At 44.7% G+C, this 20,186-nt stretch carries 16 protein-coding genes and 2 pseudogenes; 16 read left to right on the forward strand and 2 right to left on the reverse strand.

What is annotated here, in order from left to right; genetic code table 11:
• Positions 1 to 21: 21 nt before the first annotated feature.
• The gene (locus O3644_RS06385; RefSeq protein WP_048763317.1) at positions 22 to 951 is read left to right on the forward strand and encodes a peptidase U32 family protein; all 930 of its coding nucleotides are present in this window, start codon (positions 22 to 24) and stop codon (positions 949 to 951) included.
• 130 nt (positions 952 to 1,081) lie between these two features.
• On the opposite strand, the gene O3644_RS06390 is transcribed toward O3644_RS06385, so the two are convergent.
• Entirely contained in the window at positions 1,082 to 1,645 is a 564-nt protein-coding gene (locus O3644_RS06390; RefSeq protein ID WP_048763315.1) for a TetR/AcrR family transcriptional regulator, read from the reverse strand.
• A 141-nt stretch (positions 1,646 to 1,786) separates the two neighbouring features.
• Here O3644_RS06390 and O3644_RS06395 point away from each other — a divergent pair, with 141 nt between their 5' ends.
• The 6 genes from O3644_RS06395 (at position 1,787) to O3644_RS06420 (ending at position 8,277) form a co-directional block, all read left to right on the forward strand.
• Positions 1,787 to 2,488 carry an ABC transporter ATP-binding protein gene (locus O3644_RS06395; protein ID WP_048763312.1) on the forward strand — a complete coding sequence of 234 codons (702 nt, stop codon included), beginning with the start codon at positions 1,787 to 1,789 and terminating at the stop codon, positions 2,486 to 2,488.
• A 1-nt stretch (position 2,489) separates the two neighbouring features.
• Positions 2,490 to 5,213 (forward strand): FtsX-like permease family protein, encoded by a 2,724-nt coding sequence (locus O3644_RS06400; RefSeq protein WP_048763310.1) that lies wholly within the window; start codon positions 2,490 to 2,492, stop codon positions 5,211 to 5,213.
• 94 nt (positions 5,214 to 5,307) lie between these two features.
• Positions 5,308 to 6,156 carry a metallophosphoesterase gene (locus tag O3644_RS06405; protein WP_048763308.1) on the forward strand — a complete coding sequence of 283 codons (849 nt, stop codon included), beginning with the start codon at positions 5,308 to 5,310 and terminating at the stop codon, positions 6,154 to 6,156.
• A gap of 55 nt (positions 6,157 to 6,211) precedes the next feature.
• Entirely contained in the window at positions 6,212 to 6,661 is a 450-nt protein-coding gene (locus O3644_RS06410; RefSeq protein WP_048763305.1) for an Rrf2 family transcriptional regulator, read from the forward strand.
• 228 nt (positions 6,662 to 6,889) lie between these two features.
• Positions 6,890 to 7,744 (forward strand): VOC family protein, encoded by an 855-nt coding sequence (locus O3644_RS06415; protein WP_371595329.1) that lies wholly within the window; start codon positions 6,890 to 6,892, stop codon positions 7,742 to 7,744.
• Positions 7,745 to 7,779: 35 nt separating this feature from the next.
• Positions 7,780 to 8,277, forward strand: a complete 498-nt coding sequence (locus O3644_RS06420; RefSeq protein WP_048763301.1) for a methylated-DNA--[protein]-cysteine S-methyltransferase — start codon at positions 7,780 to 7,782, stop codon at positions 8,275 to 8,277.
• 63 nt (positions 8,278 to 8,340) lie between these two features.
• Here O3644_RS06420 and O3644_RS06425 read toward each other — a convergent pair whose 3' ends face one another.
• Positions 8,341 to 9,423, reverse strand: a complete 1,083-nt coding sequence (locus O3644_RS06425) for a M24 family metallopeptidase (protein ID WP_371595330.1) — start codon at positions 9,421 to 9,423, stop codon at positions 8,341 to 8,343.
• 262 nt (positions 9,424 to 9,685) lie between these two features.
• On the opposite strand from O3644_RS06425, the gene yycF reads away from it, so the two are divergent.
• From yycF to O3644_RS06470, 9 genes and pseudogenes are all read left to right on the forward strand, one after another.
• The gene (gene yycF, locus O3644_RS06430) at positions 9,686 to 10,387 is read left to right on the forward strand and encodes a response regulator YycF (protein ID WP_005589489.1); all 702 of its coding nucleotides are present in this window, start codon (positions 9,686 to 9,688) and stop codon (positions 10,385 to 10,387) included.
• The gene (vicK, locus tag O3644_RS06435; RefSeq protein ID WP_371595331.1) at positions 10,380 to 11,744 is read left to right on the forward strand and encodes a cell wall metabolism sensor histidine kinase VicK; all 1,365 of its coding nucleotides are present in this window, start codon (positions 10,380 to 10,382) and stop codon (positions 11,742 to 11,744) included. The genes yycF and vicK overlap by 8 nt, the downstream gene beginning before the upstream one ends.
• The gene (locus O3644_RS06440; protein WP_371595332.1) at positions 11,737 to 12,537 is read left to right on the forward strand and encodes an MBL fold metallo-hydrolase; all 801 of its coding nucleotides are present in this window, start codon (positions 11,737 to 11,739) and stop codon (positions 12,535 to 12,537) included. Before vicK ends, O3644_RS06440 begins: the two co-directional genes overlap by 8 nt.
• A gap of 312 nt (positions 12,538 to 12,849) precedes the next feature.
• Positions 12,850 to 13,209, forward strand: coding sequence for a YbaN family protein (locus O3644_RS06445; protein ID WP_247951206.1), 360 nt, complete (start codon positions 12,850 to 12,852; stop codon positions 13,207 to 13,209).
• Positions 13,210 to 13,354: 145 nt separating this feature from the next.
• Positions 13,355 to 14,044, forward strand: coding sequence for a ribonuclease III (rnc, locus tag O3644_RS06450; RefSeq protein WP_371595333.1), 690 nt, complete (start codon positions 13,355 to 13,357; stop codon positions 14,042 to 14,044).
• Positions 14,044 to 17,580, forward strand: a complete 3,537-nt coding sequence (gene smc / locus O3644_RS06455) for a chromosome segregation protein SMC (RefSeq protein ID WP_371595334.1) — start codon at positions 14,044 to 14,046, stop codon at positions 17,578 to 17,580. The genes rnc and smc overlap by 1 nt, the downstream gene beginning before the upstream one ends.
• A gap of 366 nt (positions 17,581 to 17,946) precedes the next feature.
• Positions 17,947 to 18,631: pseudogene (locus O3644_RS06460) on the forward strand (AI-2E family transporter); the annotation flags it as partial.
• Complete coding sequence (locus O3644_RS06465) at positions 18,618 to 19,913, forward strand: hypothetical protein (RefSeq protein ID WP_015605191.1); 1,296 nt, start codon at positions 18,618 to 18,620, stop codon at positions 19,911 to 19,913. The pseudogene O3644_RS06460 and the gene O3644_RS06465, both read left to right, overlap by 14 nt.
• A 4-nt stretch (positions 19,914 to 19,917) precedes the next feature.
• Positions 19,918 to 20,145, forward strand: a pseudogene (locus O3644_RS06470) (nucleoside deaminase); the annotation flags it as partial.
• Positions 20,146 to 20,186: the final 41 nt, after the last annotated feature.

The raw sequence follows: 20,186 nt of genomic DNA on the forward strand, positions 1-20,186 counted from the left end.
TTTTTTTGGTATAATAATGATATGAAAAAGATAATTATTACAGCAACAGCTGAAAGTATAGAACAAGTTCAAGCCTTATTGGAAGCAGGAGTAGATCGTATTTATGTCGGTGAGGAAAACTACGGTCTTCGTTTACCACATAACTTCACTTATGACGAATTAAATCGTATTTCACAAATAGTTCATCAGGCAGGAAAAGAAATGACCGTTGCCGTTAATGCTTTGATGCATCAGGACATGATGGACCAGATCAAGCCTTATTTGGATTTTCTTCAGGAGATTGAAGTGGACTATATCACCGTTGGGGATGCAGGTGTATTCTACGTCTTGCAGCGGGATAGTTATAAGTTGAAAACGATTTATGATGCTTCGACTATGGTAACGAGCAGTCGCCAGATTAATTTTTGGGGCAAGAATGCTGGGGTGTCGGAAGCTGTTTTGGCGCGGGAAATTCCATCGGCAGAACTCTTTAAAATGCCGGAAATCCTTGAAATTCCAGCAGAAGTCCTAGTTTATGGCGCAAGCGTTATCCACCACTCTAAACGTCCGCTTTTGCAAAATTATTATAACTTTACACACATCGATGATGCGAAATCAAGAGAGAGGGATCTCTTTCTTGCGGAACCGAGCGATCCTCAGAGCCATTATTCGATCTTTGAGGACAAGCATGGGACTCACATTTTCGCCAATAATGACTTGGATTTGATGACCAAGTTGACAGAATTGGTTGACCATGGATTTACTCATTGGAAATTGGAAGGTCTCTATACTCCTGGTCAGAATTTTGTTGAGATTGCTAAGCTCTTTGTTCAGGCAAGAGATCTGATTGAAAAAGGTGAATTTAGCCATGACCAAGCTTTCTTGCTAGATGAGCTACTTCACAAATTACATCCGAAGAATCGTTTCCTCGATACAGGATTTTATGATTACGATCCAGACATGGTGAAATAGGACAGGATTTTGTTGCCTTTATCTAAGTGGGCATCACCAAAAAACTATTTGCTCACCAGAAATGCTTTAAGAAAAGGCACAGATTACTCTGTGCCTTTTTGAGTTCTCATCTATAAAAGTGGAGTGCTGGTTATGATTTCCAATAATCATAATTGTAGGTAGTTAAGATCATTTGCGTAATTTCTTCAGGCTCTTCCTGAGCTCCGCCGGCTATCCAAAGAGAAATAATCCCCTCGACACTGGATAGGAAGATTTCCAAGGCGTATTTCTGAGGGATGTGAAAGCTCTCCTCTAAAAAACGCTGGGTAGCAGCTTTTTGCTTGTCGCTCAGAATGATACTGGTTATGAATTCCCGAATAGCTCCGCGAAAGTCAATATAATGGCTTCTAGTCAGGGCATTGATCAGACGTTCATTAGCACGCAGTATATGAAATTTGGCTATCATGAACTGTTTGGAATATTCGCCTTCTTCTTCAAAAAGACTATAACTATAAAGTTGAGAAATGATGTCGCTTTTGAGGCTATCAATCATCTGATACTTATCTTGGTAGTGGAGGTAGAAGGTGCCGCGGTTAATCCCAGCCCGCTTGCAGAGTTTGCTGATGGAGATATTATCAAACCTTTCCTCAGATAGTAGCTGAATCAAGGCTTCTTTGATGTCTTCCTTGGTGCTAGTTTTTCGTTTCTGGACCATTTTTCTTCCTTTTTACTTAAATCAACACTTTGTTGATTTTTGATTATTGCTTTTTGTCTAAGCTCATTATATAATATCTGTGATTTAGAATCAACACCTTGTCTATTTAAGAAGATGGGGTTTGAAAAGGAGAGAAGCGATATGGCTTATATTGAAATGAAACATAGCTTTAAACGTTATCAGGTAGGTGACACAGAAATTGTCGCTAACAATGATATTTCTTTTGAGATTGAAAAGGGGGAACTGGTCATTATCCTGGGTGCTTCTGGTGCCGGTAAGTCAACAGTGCTCAATATCCTCGGAGGGATGGATACCAATGATGAGGGAGACATTCTGATAGACGGTCAGAATATTGCTGACTACAATTCCCACCAGCTGACGGACTATCGTCGCAATGATGTGGGCTTCGTCTTTCAGTTTTACAATTTGGTGCCTAATCTGACGGCAAAGGAAAATGTGGAATTAGCTTCGGAGATTGTCAAGGATGCCCAAGATCCAGTGGCCGTTCTAACTGCAGTTGGTATGGAAAATCGCCTCAATAATTTTCCAGCGCAGTTGTCAGGTGGGGAGCAGCAGCGAGTGTCTATCGCTCGGGCTGTGGCAAAAAATCCCAAGATTTTACTCTGCGATGAGCCGACAGGAGCTCTGGACTACAATACTGGCAAGCAAGTGCTGCAAATCTTACAGGATATGTCCCGCAATCAAGGGGCGACGGTGATTATCGTGACCCACAATGCTGCCTTGGCTCCCATTGCTGACCGGGTTATCCGCATGCACGACGCGAGGGTCAAGAGTGTTACAGTCAATGAAGAGCCACAGGATATAAGTACATTGGAGTATTGAGATGAAGAGAAAGATTTATTGGAAAGATATTCTGCGCTCCTTCACTAGCTCCAAAGGCCGTTTCCTATCTATTTTAATCCTCATGATGCTGGGCTCTTTAGCTCTCGTGGGACTCAAGGTCGCTCCACCCAATATGCGCAGAGCAGCAACAGATTACTTGAAAGAGCAGCGAACCATGGACTTGGCTGTTATGGCGGACTATGGTTTGGATGCGGAGGATCAGAAAGAGCTGGAAGCTATCAAGGGAGCTGATGTCGAGTTTGGCTATCTGACAGATGTCACCGTGGACGAGGAGGCCCTCCGAGTATTCTCAGATACCAAGGATATTTCAAACTTTCAAGTGACCTCTGGCCGTCTTCCTAAGAATGAGCAAGAAATTGCCCTAGCTAGCTTTTGGACTAAAAAATATAAACTTGGTCAGGAGATCCATCTGACCGAGAAAGCAGGCAATCGGTCAGTTCTGAAAAACAAGACCTATAAGGTCGTGGGATTTGTCAACTCAGCAGAGCTCTGGTCTGATAGAAATCTAGGCAATGCGACTAGTGGAAGCGGTGCTTTATCAGCCTATGCTGTAGTCAGCCCCAAGACCTTTGATACAGATGTTTACAGTATTGCCCGCCTGCGCTATCATGATTTAGAAAAGCTGGCTCCCTTCTCTGAAAGTTATCAGGAGCATTTGGAGCAGCACCAGACTGCTTTGGACAAGAGCCTGGAAGATAACGGAGCGGCTCGCTTTAAGCGATTAAAGGCAGATGCCAAAAGCACCATTCAGAAGGGGCAAGATAAGATTGCTCAGGCTGAGAGTCAACTGGCCCAAGGGAAAAAACAATTAGAGCAAGCTCAGAGTCAGCTGGACCAGCAAAAAAACCAGCTAGCGGCAGCTCAATCCGCTTCTATCCTCCCTCCTGCACAGCTCAGCCAGAGCCAGCAGCAGATTCAGGAAGCTGAGTCCCAGCTCAATCAGAAAAAAGCAGAGCTAGCAAAGGCAGAGGAAGACTTATCAGCTAGCAAGGACAAGCTAGCTGACGCTAAGGCAGACCTGAGTCGTTTGAAAGAGCCGGCCTATCATAGCTATGACCGCAAGTCTCTGCCAGGTGGTAATGGCTATCATATGTATACAAACTCCATGAATAGTATTGCGTCGATTGGCAATATCTTCCCGGTGGTGCTCTATCTGGTGGCAGCTATGGTGACCTTTACCACCATGACTCGCTTTGTCGATGAGGAGCGAACGAATGCAGGCGTCTTCAAAGCTCTAGGCTATCATAGCCGCGATATCATTCGCAAGTTTGCTCTTTACGGTTTGGTGGCGGGGAGTCTAGGTACTTTCATAGGGATTCTGCTGGGACATTATTTCTTGTCGGGGGTGATTTCTTCTATTATTACTAGAGGAATGGTACTTTCTGCCCCTCATGCATATTTTTATGTTTCCTATAGTTTACTGGCCCTTGGGCTTTCCCTTCTATCCAGTGTTCTTCCTGCCTATTTGGTGGCAAGACGGGAGCTGACAGAGGAAGCAGCTCACTTGCTTTTGCCAAAGCCACCAGTCAAGGGCTCCAAGATTTTCTTGGAAAGACTGTCCTTTATCTGGCGACGTCTTAGCTTTACTCAGAAGGTCACAGCACGCAACATCTTTCGCTATAAGCAGCGGATGTTTATGACCATCTTTGGTGTGGCGGGTTCTGTTGCCCTGCTCTTTGCCGGCCTAGGACTCCAATCTTCTATTGGTGGTATTCCAAAACGTCAGTTTGAGGAGATTCTGCGATACGATTTGATTGTCGCTGCCAATCCTGGGGAGAATCAAGCTGAACAAGACAAGCTGAAAAAGATGCTGGCAGATGGCTCGATTGCAGCCTATCAGGAGATCCACAGTGAAACCTTGACGGAGAAATACAAAGGAAAAAAAGAGACAGAGTCAGTCACTTTAATGGTTACAGACAAAGAAAATTTTGAACCTTTTATTTCTATGGAAAGTCCCGACAACCAGCAAAAGCTGACTCTCAAGGACGGTGTAGTTGTTTCGGATAAATTGGCCCGTATAGCTGGAGCTAGCCCCGGTGGCAGTATAGAGCTGGGTGGCAAGTCTGTCAAGCTCGCAGCAGTCAATGAGAATCATTTTGGGCATTTTGCCTTTATGAAGGCAACTGACTACCAGAAGATTTACGGGAAAAAGCCCGAGAAAAACGCTTATCTAGTGCGACTCAAGGACTCTTCTAGCAAAAATATTGTGGACAAGGCCAATGAATTTATGAGCCTCAAGTCTGTCAAGAGTGTCTCACAAAACGCTAGCATGGTGAAGCAGTTCAACGTTCTAGCTGATTCTCTTAACAATACAATGCTGGTTTTGGTCCTGATTTCCATTCTTTTAGCTGTCGTCATTCTCTACAACCTGACCAATATCAATGTGGCTGAGCGGATTCGCGAGCTGTCCACCATCAAGGTTTTGGGCTTCCATAATAAGGAAGTGACCCTCTATATCTATCGAGAGACCATTATTCTTTCAGTGATTGGGATGGCAGTTGGACTTCTAGGCGGTTTCTTCCTGCATCGTTTTTTGATTGAGAAGGTTGCGCCTAGCATTATCAGCTTAAACCCTCAAGTAAGTCCTTCAGTCTATCTGTTTCCTCTAACAGCAGTGACTCTTATTCTGACCTTGCTTGGCTTCTTTGTCAACTACCGCCTCAGAAGGGTGGATATGCTGGAAGCGCTCAAGTCCGTTGATTGATAAAAAACATTTTAAAACTTTCACTCACTTGATGGGTGGAAGTTTTTTTGAACTTTGATATAATATTCCTTGTAAAGAAAGAGAAAGACACACGATGACACGAAAAATTGCCTTATTATCCGATGTGCATGGGAATAGCACAGCCTTGGAAGCAGTACTAGCGGATGCGGAAAGCCAGCAAGTGACAGACTATTGGTTTTTGGGAGACTTGCTCCTGCCAGGAACCGGTCGCAGAAATATCTTAGATAGGATGGAGCAGTTGCACATCAGCCTCCAGGTCAGAGGGAATTGGGAAGACAGCCTCTGGCATGCCTTGCACCAAAAGTTAGACTTGACACGTCCCAGCCATCTCTATCTGACCCGGCTCTGCCATTTTGTCCTAGAGGAAATCCGTCCTGAAGAGATTGACCGCATGCAGGAACTTCCTCTGCAAATCTTGACAGAAGTAGAGGGATTGAAGATTGCGGTCAGCCACCATCTGCCAGATAAGAATTGGGGACGGGAGCTGATTCATATTGGCGAGCAGAGCAATTTCGACCGCCTTTTTGAAGGAAACGACTGCGCTGTCGCTGTTTATGGTCATATTCACCAGCAGTTTCTCCGCTACGGGACTCAGGGGCAGTTGATTATCAATCCCGGCTCTATTGGTCAGCCATTCTTTCTAGATTCGGCTTTGCGTCAGGATTTGCGAGCTCAGTATGCCATTTTAGAGATTGATGAGACGGGTCTGGCTGATGTCGACCTACGGCGGGTGGCCTACGATGTAGAGCAGGAACTGCGATTGGCGCGGGAGCTCCACTTGCCTTACTATGAGATTTATGAGGAGAGCTTGGTCAATGGTATCCACCATACTCACAATCATGACCTGCTGCGGGAAATCAGTGAGCGGGAAGGCTATGCAGATGAGATTGCGGCTTTCTTAAAGTCTAGTCGTAACTCTTGAAGTTACACCATTTTTGAGATATAATAGTGAGAGAAATGATGAGGGAGGAGAAAAAATGCAGATTTCTAGCCGTTTCACCATTGCTACTCATATGCTGATTGTACTGGCTTTGGAGGGAAAAAAACGAAAACTGACAAGTGATATCCTTGCTGGCAGTGTCGGTGTCAATCCAGTTATTATTCGCAAGACCCTGTCCCAGCTCAAGAATGCCGGGATGATTACCGTTGCTCGTGGGACTGGCGGAGCAGAGATTGCCAAAGATTTGAAAGATATTAGTCTGTTGGACGTCTATAGTGCGGTTGAATGTCTTGGCAAGAGCGGCCAGCTCTTTAGCTTTCATGACAAGCCCAATCCAGACTGTCCTATCGGTAAGAACATTCACAATGTCTTAGACGACCGCTTGGCAGCTATTCAAGCAGCCATGGAAGCTGAATTGGCTCAGACCAGCCTTGACGAAGTCGTCGCAGCAACCGAAAAAGAAATTAAAGAACAATCTGTTTCCTAGTGAGCAGGTTGTTTTTTTGTTAAGAATTTTACGAGATGTAATTATTGATATTACATTAGAATGTGCTATACTAATAGCTGTAATAAAAACAATTACAGTCTGAATAATCCTTCGGAGCAAATGGAAAGGCAGGCACCCGCATCAAGGAACCTATTTCTGTTTTGGGAAAATAAAAAAAGATTTGGCAGGGCACTGCTGAAATTTTAAATTTAAGAGAGGAGAAAGAACATGACTTTTGAATATGAAAGCAAGATTTATCTAGGAGAGGTGGCACTTTATGTGGCCGATTTAGCAAGACAAAAGGATTTTTATCAGCGCGTTTTAGGACTGGAACTTTTGGAAGAGCAGGACGGACAGGTAGCTTTGGGTAGGGACGGACAAGTGCTGGTGAGGCTCTTAGCAACCAGTGACCGACAGCCCGTCAAGTCGGCTTACGGTCTTTACCATCTGGCGCTTTTGCTTCCAAGTCGTCAAGCTTTGGCGGATATTCTTAAGCATTTATCCGAAAAGAGAGTTCCTATGGTCGGAGGAGCGGACCATGGTTATAGTGAAGCCATTTATCTGGAGGATCCAGAAGGCAATGGCATTGAGCTTTATCGGGACAAGCCTCAGGCTGATTGGGATATTCGAGAAGATGGCCGCATTATCGGAGTGACGGAAGCGCTTGCGGCTCAAGAAATCTATGAACTGGGTCAGGAAGTCCAGCCGTTTAGTATTGCTGAAGGCACTCGTATGGGCCATGTCCACCTGTCTGTGAAAAATAGCAGAGCTGCCAGTCATTTTTACCAAAAGCTTCTAGACTTGGAGGATAAATTTTCTGTACCTTCTGCTAGCTGGCTGGCATCCGGAAACTATCATCATTTAGCAGTTAATGAATGGGGAGGTTCTCACTTGAATCATCGCCAACCTAAGCAAATGGGACTAGCCTATTTTGAGGCGCAAGTAGAAGGAAAAGAAGACCTAGTAGCTATTTATGAAAATGCTCTGGACTTGCAGGCGCCAGTCCGATGGATTAGCTCTCAGGAGCTGGAAGTTACAGACCCAGATGGGATTGTAGCAAAAGTTAAGACAAGAGTGGTATAATAAGGCTTATCAAGAAGCTAAAAGAAAGAAAAAATATGTACAAGACTTATTATACATCGCCGATTGGCCGTATTCTCATCTTGACAGACGCAAATGCCTTGTTGGGGCTTTGGCTGGAGAATCAGAAATATTTTGGGGCAGGCTATGATTTGGAGCAAGCACAGGAGGAAGAGACAGAAGTCAGCCGACGCGTCTCTGCTTGGCTGGATGCTTATTTTAAGGGAGAAAATCCTGCGACAGATGAGATTCCATTGGCACCCCAAGTTACTGAGTTCAGAAGCAAGGTTCTGACAGTACTGCAGAAGATTCCCTACGGTCAGACGGCTACCTATTCAGATATTTTGCGGGAATTGCGGGCTGAGTATGGAAAAATTGGCTCTGCTAGAGCAGTTGGTGGCGCCATCGGTCATAATCCTATTTCACTACTGATTCCCTGTCATCGGATTGTCGGAAGCGACGGCAAATTGACTGGTTATGCCGGCGGCCTTGATAAAAAAGCCTTCTTGTTGAAACTAGAGGCGGGGGAAAGTTGAGAGGCTAACTGTTTTAAATTATTGATAAACTAAAAAAGCACCGTTCGGTGCTTTTCTGTTATTCTAATCAAAATACAGCAAGTCCTTGCTAGTCTCGGTGAAAAGTTCAAAACCATTCTTAGTGACATAGCCGCAGTCCTCGATGCGGACACCGACCTTGCCAGGGATGTAAATACCAGGCTCAACAGAGAAGCACATGCCCTCTTCGATGACCATATCGTTGCCCTCCATGATAGATGGAAATTCGTGAACATCCATGCCAATACCGTGGCCAAGGCGGTGGTTAAAGTATTCGCCATAACCAGCTTTTTCGATGACCTCACGGGCAGCGCGGTCTACTTCATGAGCTGTGACGCCTGGTTTGATAAAGTCAAGAGCAGCTTGTTGGGCTTCCAGAGTCAGATAGTAGATATCTTTTTTGAACTGGTCCGGCTGGCCGACAGCGACGGTCCGTGTCATATCGCTGGCGTAGCCATTGACCATGCAGCCCAAGTCAAAGAGGAGGAGGGCATTGTTTTCGATTTTATTGGCACCGGGAATGCCGTGTGGATTGGCTGCGTTATTGCCTGTCAGCACCATAGTTTCAAAGCTCATTTCGTAGCCTTCTCGCTTGATGGCGAAGTCGATTTGAGCGATGATGTCTGTTTCAGTATTTTCTAGTGAAATATTGTTAAAACCGATATTGACAGCCTTGTCAGCATATTGACCGGCTACCAGCATTTTCTGGATTTCATCAGCAGACTTAATCAGGCGCAAGCGGTTAATGTAAGGAGTCAAATTGACAAATTCAGCCCCATCAAAAACAGTACGCAGGCCGTGATACTTGGTTAAAATCAGATTGTCAAACTCGACCGCTACTTGTTTGAAGGTTTGAGATGGTAGAGAAGCCTTGATCTTTTCCCAAGGGTTTTCAGAATCGACATAGCCCACAACATGAAAATCTACGGTAGAGGAAGCACGCTCAACCTCTAGTGCTGGTACGAAAAGGAGTGGCTCATGGTCAGTGTAGACGATTAGGAACATTTGGCGTTCATGTGGATCGCTGTAAAAGCCTGTCAGGTAATGAATGGTTACAGGATCGGAGATTACAGCCACATCCTGCTTTTCATTTTCAAGATAAGTGATGATTTGATTGATTTTTGTCATAGTTCAACCTTCTTTCTATGCCTCTATTTTTGCAGAAAAAGTGAAAAAAATCAAGGGTTTTAGTGAGGATTCCTCATCCTTGACTGAGATTTTTGGGAGAAAGAGAGTTGAATTGAAATTTCTATAAGAATGTTGGAATATAGTGTACGAAAATAGTATTTTTTAAGGAAAATTTGATATAATAGTGCTTATGGAGCGGTAGGACAGATACAAAAATAATAGATGTCCAAGCTTAAAAATTGTATAGATATGAAGGTAAAAAATGAAAAAAATATTAGTTGTAGATGACGAGAAGCCAATCTCGGACATTATAAAGTTTAATATGGCTAAGGAAGGCTATGAAGTACTGACAGCCTTTGATGGTAAGGAAGCTCTAGAAATGTTTGAAGCAGAGCAGCCGGATATCTTGATTCTGGATTTGATGTTGCCAGAAGTGGATGGACTGGATGTTGCTCGGACCATTCGCAAGACCAGCAATGTGCCGATTATTGTGCTTTCGGCCAAAGATAGCGAGTTCGATAAGGTAATCGGTCTGGAAATCGGGGCAGATGACTATGTGACCAAGCCCTTTTCAAATCGTGAATTGCTGGCTCGGGTCAAGGCCTTGTTGCGCCGTTCTGAGCTAATCCCAGATAGTCACGTGGATGAGAGCAGTCCAAAGGAACTGTTTATTGGGGATTTGCAGATTCTTCCAGATGCTTTTGTGGTGAAAAAACACGGGAAAGAATTGGAATTAACCCATCGTGAATTTGAACTTTTGCATCATTTGGCGACCCATGTTGGTCAGGTCATGACGCGTGAGCACTTGCTGGAAACCGTCTGGGGCTATGATTACTTTGGAGATGTGCGGACAGTCGATGTGACTATTCGCCGTCTGCGCGAAAAAATCGAAGATACTCCAAGCCGTCCGGAGTATATCCTGACTCGCCGCGGTGTCGGTTATTACATAAGAAATAATGATTGAAACGCTAAAAGAATTCGTACTTTCTCCTGACTTTGTCTTTTCACTGATTGTTGTCGGCTTTATCATCGTCGTGGCTCTTTTGCTACTGGAAAATCGACGAGATACTCAAAAGCTGGTGCAGTTAAACCAAAAGATCAAGGGCTTGATCGCAGGAGATTATTCAGAAGTTTTAGATATGCAGGGCAGTCCTGAAATCACGGATATGACCAATTCCATCAATGATCTTTCTGAAGTGATTCGCCTGACGCATGAAAATTTGGAGCAAGAGACCAAGCGTCTATCCAGTATCTTGTCTTATATGACGGATGGGGTGCTTGCGACCAACCGTCGAGGGCAGATTATTACCGTCAATGACATGGCAACCAAGCAATTGGGTGTCAAACGTGATGATGTCCTTAATACCAGTATTTTAGATTTGCTGGATATTGCTGATGAGTACGATCTGCGCGAATTGATTACCAAGGTTCCAGAATTGACCATTGATTCTCAAGATGAAAATGGTGAATATGTAAGCCTGCGGGTTCGATTTGCCTTGATCAGACGGGAGTCAGGTTTTATATCAGGGCTGGTAGCAGTGCTGCATGACACAACAGAGCAGGACAAGGAAGAACGGGAGCGTCGGCTTTTCGTTTCCAATGTTAGCCATGAATTGCGGACGCCTCTAACCAGTGTAAAATCCTATCTGGAAGCATTGGATGATGGCGCTCTGTCAGAGCCTGTTGCACCTGAATTTGTCAAAGTCTCACTAACTGAGACAAACCGGATGATGCGGATGGTGACGGACTTGCTTAGCTTATCGCGGATTGATAATAATACCAGTCATCTGGATGTTGAGCTGACCAATTTTACAGCCTTTATCACCTATATCCTCAACCGTTTTGATAAGATAAAAAATCAGGATGAGACTAAAAAATATGAGATTATCAGGGATTATTCAATTACGCCGATTTGGGTAGAGATTGATACGGATAAGATGACCCAGGTGATTGATAATATCATGAACAATGCCATCAAGTATTCACCTGATGGTGGGACGATTACGGTTTCTGTGAGGACAACAGATGTTCAGTTGATTCTCTCGATTTCAGATGAAGGTCTGGGCATTCCCAAGCAGGATCTGCCAAAGATTTTTGATCGTTTCTATCGGGTGGATAAGGCCCGTAGTCGAGCTCAGGGAGGAACGGGCTTGGGTCTGGCTATCGCTAAAGAAATTATCAAGCAGCATCATGGCTTTATCTGGGCCAAAAGTGAGTACGGAAAGGGCTCTACCTTTACTATCGTCCTTCCATATGATAACGATGCTGTCCGTGTAGATGACTGGGAAAATGAAGAGAATGTAGAAAGTGAACATGACTAAGGGATTTCAATATAGTATTCTAGCATCAGGCTCGAGCGGCAATTGCTTTTATCTGGAAACAAACCAAAAACGCCTACTTGTCGATGCTGGTCTATCAGGGAAAAAAATTACGAGCCTTTTAAGCGAAATTGACCGCAAACCAGAGGACTTAGATGCTATTTTAGTCACCCATGAGCACAAGGATCACATCCATGGTGTAGGGGTTTTGGCGCGTAAATACAATCTAGATATTTATGCCAACGAAGCGACTTGGCGAGCGATGGAAAAGGACTTGGGCAATCTGGATGCCAGTCAGAAGCATATCTTTGAAATGGGTAAGATGAAGACTTTTGGCGATTTGGATGTCGAAAGTTTTGGGGTTAGCCACGATGCAGCTGCTCCCCAGTTTTATCGCTTTATGAAGGATGGTAAGAGCTTTGTCATGCTGACGGATACGGGCTATGTCAGTGACCGTATGGCCGGAGTGATTGAGAATGCAGATGCTTATTTGATTGAGAGCAATCATGATATCGAGATTCTCCGGAGTGGTGCTTATCCGTGGAGTCTGAAACAGCGCATCCTGTCTGACTTGGGGCACTTATCCAATGAAGACGGTGCGGAAACCATGATTCGCACACTTGGCAATCGCACCAAGCGCATCTATCTGGGGCATCTGAGCAAGGAAAATAATATCAAGGAGCTGGCTCATATGACTATGGTTAATCAACTGGCTCAAGCTGACTTGCCAGTGGGTCATGATTTCCAGGTCTTTGATACTTCTCCTGATACAGCGACGCCTTTGGTGAATATCTAATCATCAGTCGCTCAGAAAGAGAGTGGGACAGAAATCGGTAATTCGTTAGACTTCGATTTCGTCGTCCCACCTCCGCACAGTTGAGTAGGGCTGTAAAAGCTGATGAAATCAGCGTAGTAGAGCCCACTCAACCACTGCGTCTTGCTCGACAATCCAAAGACAATTGAGAGTCTGGGATTTTTGTTCCAGCCTCTTTTTTAGGATTGACAAGGATTGTTTTTTATGGGAAACTAGTTTTATATTTTTTAGCTTGTTTTTTATACTAGAAAGGAAGCCAAAGAATGACCATGAAAACGTACGTGAGGAAACCAAATGCGCCTGATTTATTTTGTGATTGCCTGCCTATCTTTAGCTCTAGGAGTGCTGGGGATTTTTCTGCCCCTTCTTCCTACGACTCCTTTTTTACTTTTGTCTATTGCTTGCTTTTCACGTAGCTCCAAGCGGATTGAGAATTGGCTTTATCACACCAAAATGTATCAAATCTATGTCGCAGATTTTCGGGAGACGGGTTCGATTGCCAAAGAGCGCAAGAAAAAGATTATCGTGTCCATCTATATCTTGATGGGAATTTCTATTGCGTTAGCTCCGATAATTTGGGTGAAAATCTTCTTGTTCGCCCTGACAATCTTTATTACCTATTATCTTTTCAAGGTCATCCCAGATAAGGAATAGACCGGGAATTACGCTAAGAAGACAAGTAAACAAGTGCGTTGACACTTGTTTTTTGGTATAATGGTAGATAGTTCACAAAGAACATCATTTTAGAAAGGATGGATTGGACTCATGCTCTGCCTTGGCCTAGCATGAAAAAGAAATTATGGAACGATTAAAAGATGCACTGCTGGAGCAGTTTGGACTGGTGTTTGAAGACAGCAGCCTGCTAGAGACCGCTTTTACTCACACCAGCTATGCCAATGAGCACCGCCTCTTAAAAATTTCACACAATGAACGCCTGGAATTTTTAGGAGACGCTGTTCTGCAGCTGATTATTTCTGAGTATTTATATAAAAAATACCCCAAAAAACCAGAAGGAGATTTGTCAAAACTACGCTCCATGATTGTTCGGGAGGAGAGTTTGGCTGGCTTTGCACGGGACTGTCAGTTTGATCAGTTTATCAAGCTGGGTCGCGGTGAGGAAAAGTCAGGAGGTCGCAATCGCGATACCATTCTGGGTGACTTATTTGAGGCCTTCTTGGGTGCCCTTCTTTTGGATAAGGATGTGGAGACTGTCAAGGCTTTTATTTATCAAGTCATGATTCCCAAGGTGGAAGCAGGTGACTTTGAGCAAGTGACTGACTATAAGACCAAGTTGCAGGAACTCCTGCAGGTTAATGGGGATGTGGAGATTGTCTATCAGGTTACAGATGAGACGGGGCCAGCCCATGCTAAGAACTTTGCTGTGGCTGTGTTGATCAATGGTCAAAAAGCGGGTCAGGGACAAGGTCGTTCTAAGAAACTGGCTGAGCAGGAAGCTGCCAAGGATGCATTTGAAAAGGAAAGTCACTAATGTTTTTAAAGGAAATTGAAATTCAGGGCTTCAAGTCATTTGCAGACAAGACAAAGGTGGTTTTTGACCAAGGGGTGACTGCTGTTGTTGGTCCCAATGGCTCAGGCAAGTCCAATATTACGGAGAGCCTGCGCTGGGCTCTGGGTGAGTCGAGTGTTAAGAGTCTGCGGGGCGGTAAGATGCCTGATGTCATCTTTGCAGGGACGGAGAATCGCAAGCCCCTCAACTATGCTTCGGTCGTTGTGGTTTTGGATAATCAGGACCAGTTTATCAAGCAAGCTGGCAAGGAAATTCGTGTCGAGCGTCATATCTATCGCAGTGGTGATAGCGAGTACAAGATTGACGGCAAAAAGGTCCGTCTGCGCGATGTCCATGACCTTTTCATGGATACAGGGCTAGGACGGGATTCTTTCTCTATCATTTCCCAAGGGAAGGTCGAGGAAATATTTAACAGCAAGCCAGAGGAGCGTCGGGCTATTTTTGAAGAAGCGGCCGGAGTGCTTAAATATAAGACCCGCCGCAAGGAAACGGAAAGCAAGCTAGCGCAGACTCAAGACAATCTGGATCGCTTGGAAGACATTATCTACGAGCTGGATAGTCAAGTCAAACCACTGGAAAAGCAAGCTGAGACGGCTAAGCGCTTTTTAGAACTGGATCATGAGCGTCAGGAGCTTTATCTGGATGTCTTGGTGGCTCAAATCAAGGCGAATAAAAGTGATTTGACGGCGGCAGAAGCTGATTTGGAGAGCATCAAGCAGGAGCTGGCGACCTATTATACGAAACGGGACGAATTGGAACGTGAAAACCAAGAAATCAAAGTCAAACGTCAGGAAGTGAATCAAAAACTGTCTGACGATCAGACAAGTCTTTTGGAGTTGACGCGTTTGATCAGTGATCTGGAACGCCAGATAGACCTAGCCAAGTTGGAATCGAGTCAGGCGGCTAGCAGCCGTTTGGAAAATGAAGAACGCTTGGCTGGACTGAGAGAAAAAAGTCAGCAGTTGACGGCTGATATTTCCTCCAAGGAAGCTCATCTGGCTGATTTAGCAGTCCAGTTGACTGAAAATCAAGAGGCCATGAGCCAGTTGGAAGCAGAGTTGGCGGACTTTTCAGATGACCCAGATCAGTTGATTGAAAATCTGCGGGATCGTTACGTCAAGCTCATGCAAGAAGAAGCGGACTTGTCCAACGACTTGACCTCGCTAGAAAATCGACTGGAGAATGAGCGGAGCCAAGCTGCCAGCAAACAGGCTGAATTTAGCAAACTACAGGCTGATTTAAAGGTCGGTAGGCAAGAGGAAACGGCTCGACAGGCGGAATTGGAAGCGGCTCAGGCTGCCCTCAGAGCCTTGCTAGATCAGTATCAGGAGCAGCAGGGGCAGGTCGAGAAGTTGACGACTGCTTATCAAAATGAGCAGACCAGCTTGTTTGCCCTGCTGGATGATCTGAAAAATAAAAAAGCCCGTGCAGCCAGTCTAGAAGCTATCCTTAAAAATCACAGTAATTTTTATGCAGGAGTAAAAAGTGTCCTGCAGGAAGCTGATCGTCTAGGTGGTATTGTCGGAGCGGTTAGCGAGAAGTTGAGCTTTGATTCTCAGTACCAGACTGCTTTAGAAATTGCGCTGGGGGCAAGCAGTCAGCATATTATCGTTGAGGATGAGGGAGCAGCGACCGGAGCTATTGATTTTCTTAAGAAAAATCGATCTGGTCGGGCTACTTTTCTACCTCTGACGACCATTAAGGCCCGTCAACTTCCCGAACAAAATCAATCCAGAATTGAGGCCAGCCCGGGCTTCTTAGGTTTGGCTTCGGAGCTGGTTACTTATGAGCCAGATTTGGACAATATTTTCCAAAATCTGCTGGGGACAACCGCTATCTTCGATACGATTGAGCATGCGCGTGCAGCTGCCCGTCAGGTTCGTTACCAAGTCAGAATTGTAACGCTGGACGGCACGGAACTGCGCACAGGCGGTTCTTACGCCGGAGGAGCCAATCGCAATAATAACACAATCTTTATCAAGCCTGAACTGGACAGCCTGCTTGGAGAAATGGAGCAGCAGTCCCAGAAGCTGAAAGCTCAGGAGCAGCAAGTCGAAAGCTTGCAGTCCCAGCTATCAGAGGCCAAGCAAGCCTTGGAAGCTATTAAGTCTGAGGGTGAGCAAGCCCGCTTGACGGAGCAAAGAGTCAAGCTGGCCTACGAACAGATTGCGGAGCGGGTTGCAGAACTCAGCCAGCTGGAACAATTGCAGGAGCAAGATTTGGCTAGTCAGTCTGAGACTGGAGGACTGGCTGAAAAGAAAAAAATGGAAGAGCAGCTGTCAGCTATTGAGGCTGCAAAAACGGCTATTACTGCAGAAATTGAGCAGGTCAAGTCGAATAAAAACGCTGTTCAGGATCGTTTCGATCAGCTATCGGCTAATTTGTCTGAACTGAAATTGAAGAGCACAGAGCTGACTTCTAGCCAGCGCTTTGAGAAGAATGATTTGTCGCGTTTGCTAGAGGAGAAGGCTGCTCTGGACAAGGAAGTCGCTACTTTGCAGCTTTTGATAGAGCAAAAGGAAGAAGCGGTCAGCCAGAAGGTGGATATTTCCGTCTTGGAAGAGCAGCTTAAGACTGCCCAAGAGAAAAAGACAGACTTGGATCAGAGCCTCATCCGACTCAAATTTGAGCTGGACGACTTAGAGGGCCAGTCTGAGGATATTCTAGGGAACTTAGATCAAGCCCGTCAGCAAAACGAAAGTCTGATTCGCCGTCAGGCCAAGGCAGAGGCTGAAAAAGAGAAATTTTCAGATGCCTTGCGTCGTCTGCTGACTAATCTGACGGATAATTACCAGATCAGCTTTGAAGAGGCTGATCAAAGAGCGCGTTCTTTGGAAAATCTTGCAGCTGCAGAAGCCCAAGTCAAAGACTTAGAAAAGGCTATTCGTGCTTTGGGACCGGTCAATCTGGAAGCAGTAGAACAATTTGAAGAAGTCAGCAACCGACTGAATTTCCTCAAAAGTCAGCGGGACGATGTCCTCTCAGCCAAAAATCTTCTCTTGGAAACCATTGAAGAGATGAATGACGAAGTCAAGGAACGTTTCCAAACAACCTTTGAAGCCATTCGTGAAAGCTTCAAGCTGACCTTTAGCCAGATGTTTGGCGGCGGTTCAGCTGACCTGATCTTGACAGAAGGCGACCTGCTGACAGCTGGGGTAGAGATTTCGGTTCAGCCTCCGGGCAAGAAAATCCAATCTCTCAATCTTATGAGTGGTGGAGAAAAAGCCCTGTCAGCCTTAGCCCTTCTCTTCTCCATCATCCGCGTCAAGACCATTCCGTTTGTTATCTTGGATGAAGTTGAGGCAGCTCTGGATGAGGCCAATGTCAAGCGCTTTGGGGATTATCTCAATCGCTTTGACAAAGAAAGCCAGTTTATCGTTGTGACCCACCGTAAGGGAACCATGTCTGCGGCAGATTCCATCTATGGAGTAACCATGCAGGAGTCAGGAGTTTCCAAGATTGTGTCGGTCAAGTTAAAAGATTTAGAAAGTTTATAGTATGAGTATAAAATTAGTAGCAACAGAAATCGGAATAAGGTAATTGATACAATAGAATACTAAGAAAGCCTTTGAATAAGTTGTTTCAAGGCTTTTTACTGTCTATAGATAGAAGGAAATGGGTATCAGAAATACTTTGATTCTATGGAGACACCCTTGATTTGTTAAACGTTAAATTGCATGTTTCGAAAGTCAATCATCTTGAGGCAGTATAACTGCATAATAACATTTCTTTCGTCAATAGAAAGTAGGAGTTATAGTAAATTGTGAGAATTCTTGGTATAATGAGGATAATAAATAAAAAATAATTTGAAGGCACAGGTATGTTGATGGAAATAAACTAGGTTATAGATAATACAAAAGCGTATATCGTCTGTCATTACATTCCTTGGCGGATTTACAACGAATATTATAGGCTCTTCTCAAATGTGTTCTCTGTGATTATGGGGATTTTCTTCATGATTAATATTCTCGTAAGTAAGGAAATACTCGCACGTTTAACGCTTCGCATTCTCAATGTGGTGTTGCTAAAAGACAAAATTGAGCACATTCTTATGTCGGGGAAGTCATCGTGGATACGTATGACCGTTTCTTGATGAGTCAAATCATCGAGGCGGGAATTGTTGGGGTTATGATTTTTGCCGCATACTCTCTTGTAGGGTTGCCATATGCAGGACTTGTTGGGGTGCTGGCCGGAGTATTCTCGTTCATTCCGAATATCGGGCCGTTTATGGCGTGCGGAATCGTAATGCTCTTCATCTTTACAGAAAGCCCAATTCAAGCACTCATTTCGGTTGTCGTCTTTATGGTCGTTCAAACAGTGGAAGGCAATGTCGTCTATCCTAGGGTTGTCGGCAGTTCCGTAGGGTTGCCAACGGCTCTAACCCTTGCTACTACGTTAATCGGTGGAAATCTCTTTGGTTTAGTAGGAATGATTTTCTTCACACCAATCTTTGCCGTGATTTACCGTCTCGTGAAAGAATGGATGGAGAAACATGAACAAGCTGCTCCAGTGGTAGCTGTAGGAGGTATTATTGATGAAGAAAATTAGCGACTTAGGGATTACGGGGAAAAAGCTCCTCTTTGAAGGGATTGCGTTCCTTGTTGCTGGGATATTGCTCCTTATATTCGGACCAAGCTTCCCAGAATTGATGTTACGTCTGTTTTTAACATTCTTATGGGCCCGTGAACTATGGAATTTCTTATTCCGTTGGTTTAGTAAAGCGGCATCTAAAGACCCGTTATGGCTGAATATAGGGAAATTTTCCCTTTACGGATTTTTAGCAGGAAATCAATTCTTCCTGTCATTGCCGATTGCGATTGTAAGCATCTTGATGGGACTCAATGAAGTGATGAAGGCGGGAATTAGTGGTGTGACATACTATATTTATGTCAAAGATGATATTCGCCCGCGATTTCGCTTGCTCTTTGATACCATTTGGCTTTCAGTTGTCGGGGTAGCCACTTTAATTTCTCTTGGGGGCGACGGCAATTTGCAAATGTTCTTCCTTTCGCTCTATTTTATCGGGTATGGGATTAGCAATATTCGGGACGGCTGGTTCTTCGAGGCCGAAGTTGGAAAGAAAGTCCTTCGCAGACGCTTGCGTCGTGGGATGCCGCTTGTATTTGCTGCACTGATTCCTCGAGTAACCTTACAAAAAATTAATGATGCGTTGGAACTTGGAGAAGGCGAAACGGCTTCAGAAATTTACGACCGTGCCAAAGAAAATGCAGAACCAAACTTAGAGATGTTTATTCATGTCACAAAAGACGGGTTTGGAGCCATCGGGCATGTCGACCTGTGTTATAAGGGCCGCATTATTTCATTCGGAAACTACGATACGAATTCGGAGCGCCTCTTTGGAACGATGGGGGACGGGGTACTTTTCAGTGCCGACCGTGAAAAATACATCGAATTTTGTAAACGCGAAAATCATAAGACCCTACTGGGATATGGTCTTGCCTTGTCTCCAGAACAACTCGCGGCCATCGATAAGGAAATCGCCAAATTGATGTCGCTGACAGTGCCTTGGGATCCACCGAAAATGGTGAAACCTAAGCATCCTGGAATCGACAAAGAAGAACCAATGTATGCCTACAAGCTCAAACAAGAAGCAGATGCACTCTTGTATAAATTTACCTCTTCAAAATTCAAGACGTATTTTGTGATGAGTACCAACTGTGTATTGCTAGCCGATACGATTGTCGGGACAGCAGGCACCGATATTTTAAGCGCCCGAGGATTTATTTCACCAGGAACGTACCAAGATTACTTAGATAAGGAGTTTGAGAGACCGCATAGTCTAGTCGTGACGAAGCGCGTCTATCAGTAAGAACATGGAACTTCATGAAAAAGAATTCTTTATGAGGGAAGCGTTGAAGGAAGCGCAGAAAGCCTATGACCAAGCGGAAGTGCCAATCGGGGCTGTCGTGGTCTTGAATGGTGAAATTATTGGGCGTGGTCATAACTTACGTGAAAAGGAACAAGACGCCACGCTGCACGCCGAAATCAAAGCCATTCGCCAGGCAAACCAACACCTTGGAAGCTGGCGACTCGAAGACTGCTAAGTCAGTTTGTAGACCACGCTTCGCCAGAACGTATTTGC

Source organism: Streptococcus sp. 27098_8_113 (assembly GCF_041432545.1).
In the GTDB taxonomy this organism is placed as follows: Bacteria; Bacillota; Bacilli; order Lactobacillales; family Streptococcaceae; genus Streptococcus.

Coding starts and splice junctions, on each gene's coding strand:
- O3644_RS06385 (WP_048763317.1), top strand. CDS start 22: ATGAAAAAGATAATTATTACAGCAACAGCTGAAAGTATAGAACAAGTT.
- O3644_RS06390 (WP_048763315.1), bottom strand. CDS start 1,645: ATGGTCCAGAAACGAAAAACTAGCACCAAGGAAGACATCAAAGAAGCC.
- O3644_RS06395 (WP_048763312.1), top strand. CDS start 1,787: ATGGCTTATATTGAAATGAAACATAGCTTTAAACGTTATCAGGTAGGT.
- O3644_RS06400 (WP_048763310.1), top strand. CDS start 2,490: ATGAAGAGAAAGATTTATTGGAAAGATATTCTGCGCTCCTTCACTAGC.
- O3644_RS06405 (WP_048763308.1), top strand. CDS start 5,308: ATGACACGAAAAATTGCCTTATTATCCGATGTGCATGGGAATAGCACA.
- O3644_RS06410 (WP_048763305.1), top strand. CDS start 6,212: ATGCAGATTTCTAGCCGTTTCACCATTGCTACTCATATGCTGATTGTA.
- O3644_RS06415 (WP_371595329.1), top strand. CDS start 6,890: ATGACTTTTGAATATGAAAGCAAGATTTATCTAGGAGAGGTGGCACTT.
- O3644_RS06420 (WP_048763301.1), top strand. CDS start 7,780: ATGTACAAGACTTATTATACATCGCCGATTGGCCGTATTCTCATCTTG.
- O3644_RS06425 (WP_371595330.1), bottom strand. CDS start 9,423: ATGACAAAAATCAATCAAATCATCACTTATCTTGAAAATGAAAAGCAG.
- yycF (WP_005589489.1), top strand. CDS start 9,686: ATGAAAAAAATATTAGTTGTAGATGACGAGAAGCCAATCTCGGACATT.
- vicK (WP_371595331.1), top strand. CDS start 10,380: ATGATTGAAACGCTAAAAGAATTCGTACTTTCTCCTGACTTTGTCTTT.
- O3644_RS06440 (WP_371595332.1), top strand. CDS start 11,737: ATGACTAAGGGATTTCAATATAGTATTCTAGCATCAGGCTCGAGCGGC.
- O3644_RS06445 (WP_247951206.1), top strand. CDS start 12,850: ATGCGCCTGATTTATTTTGTGATTGCCTGCCTATCTTTAGCTCTAGGA.
- rnc (WP_371595333.1), top strand. CDS start 13,355: ATGGAACGATTAAAAGATGCACTGCTGGAGCAGTTTGGACTGGTGTTT.
- smc (WP_371595334.1), top strand. CDS start 14,044: ATGTTTTTAAAGGAAATTGAAATTCAGGGCTTCAAGTCATTTGCAGAC.
- O3644_RS06465 (WP_015605191.1), top strand. CDS start 18,618: ATGAAGAAAATTAGCGACTTAGGGATTACGGGGAAAAAGCTCCTCTTT.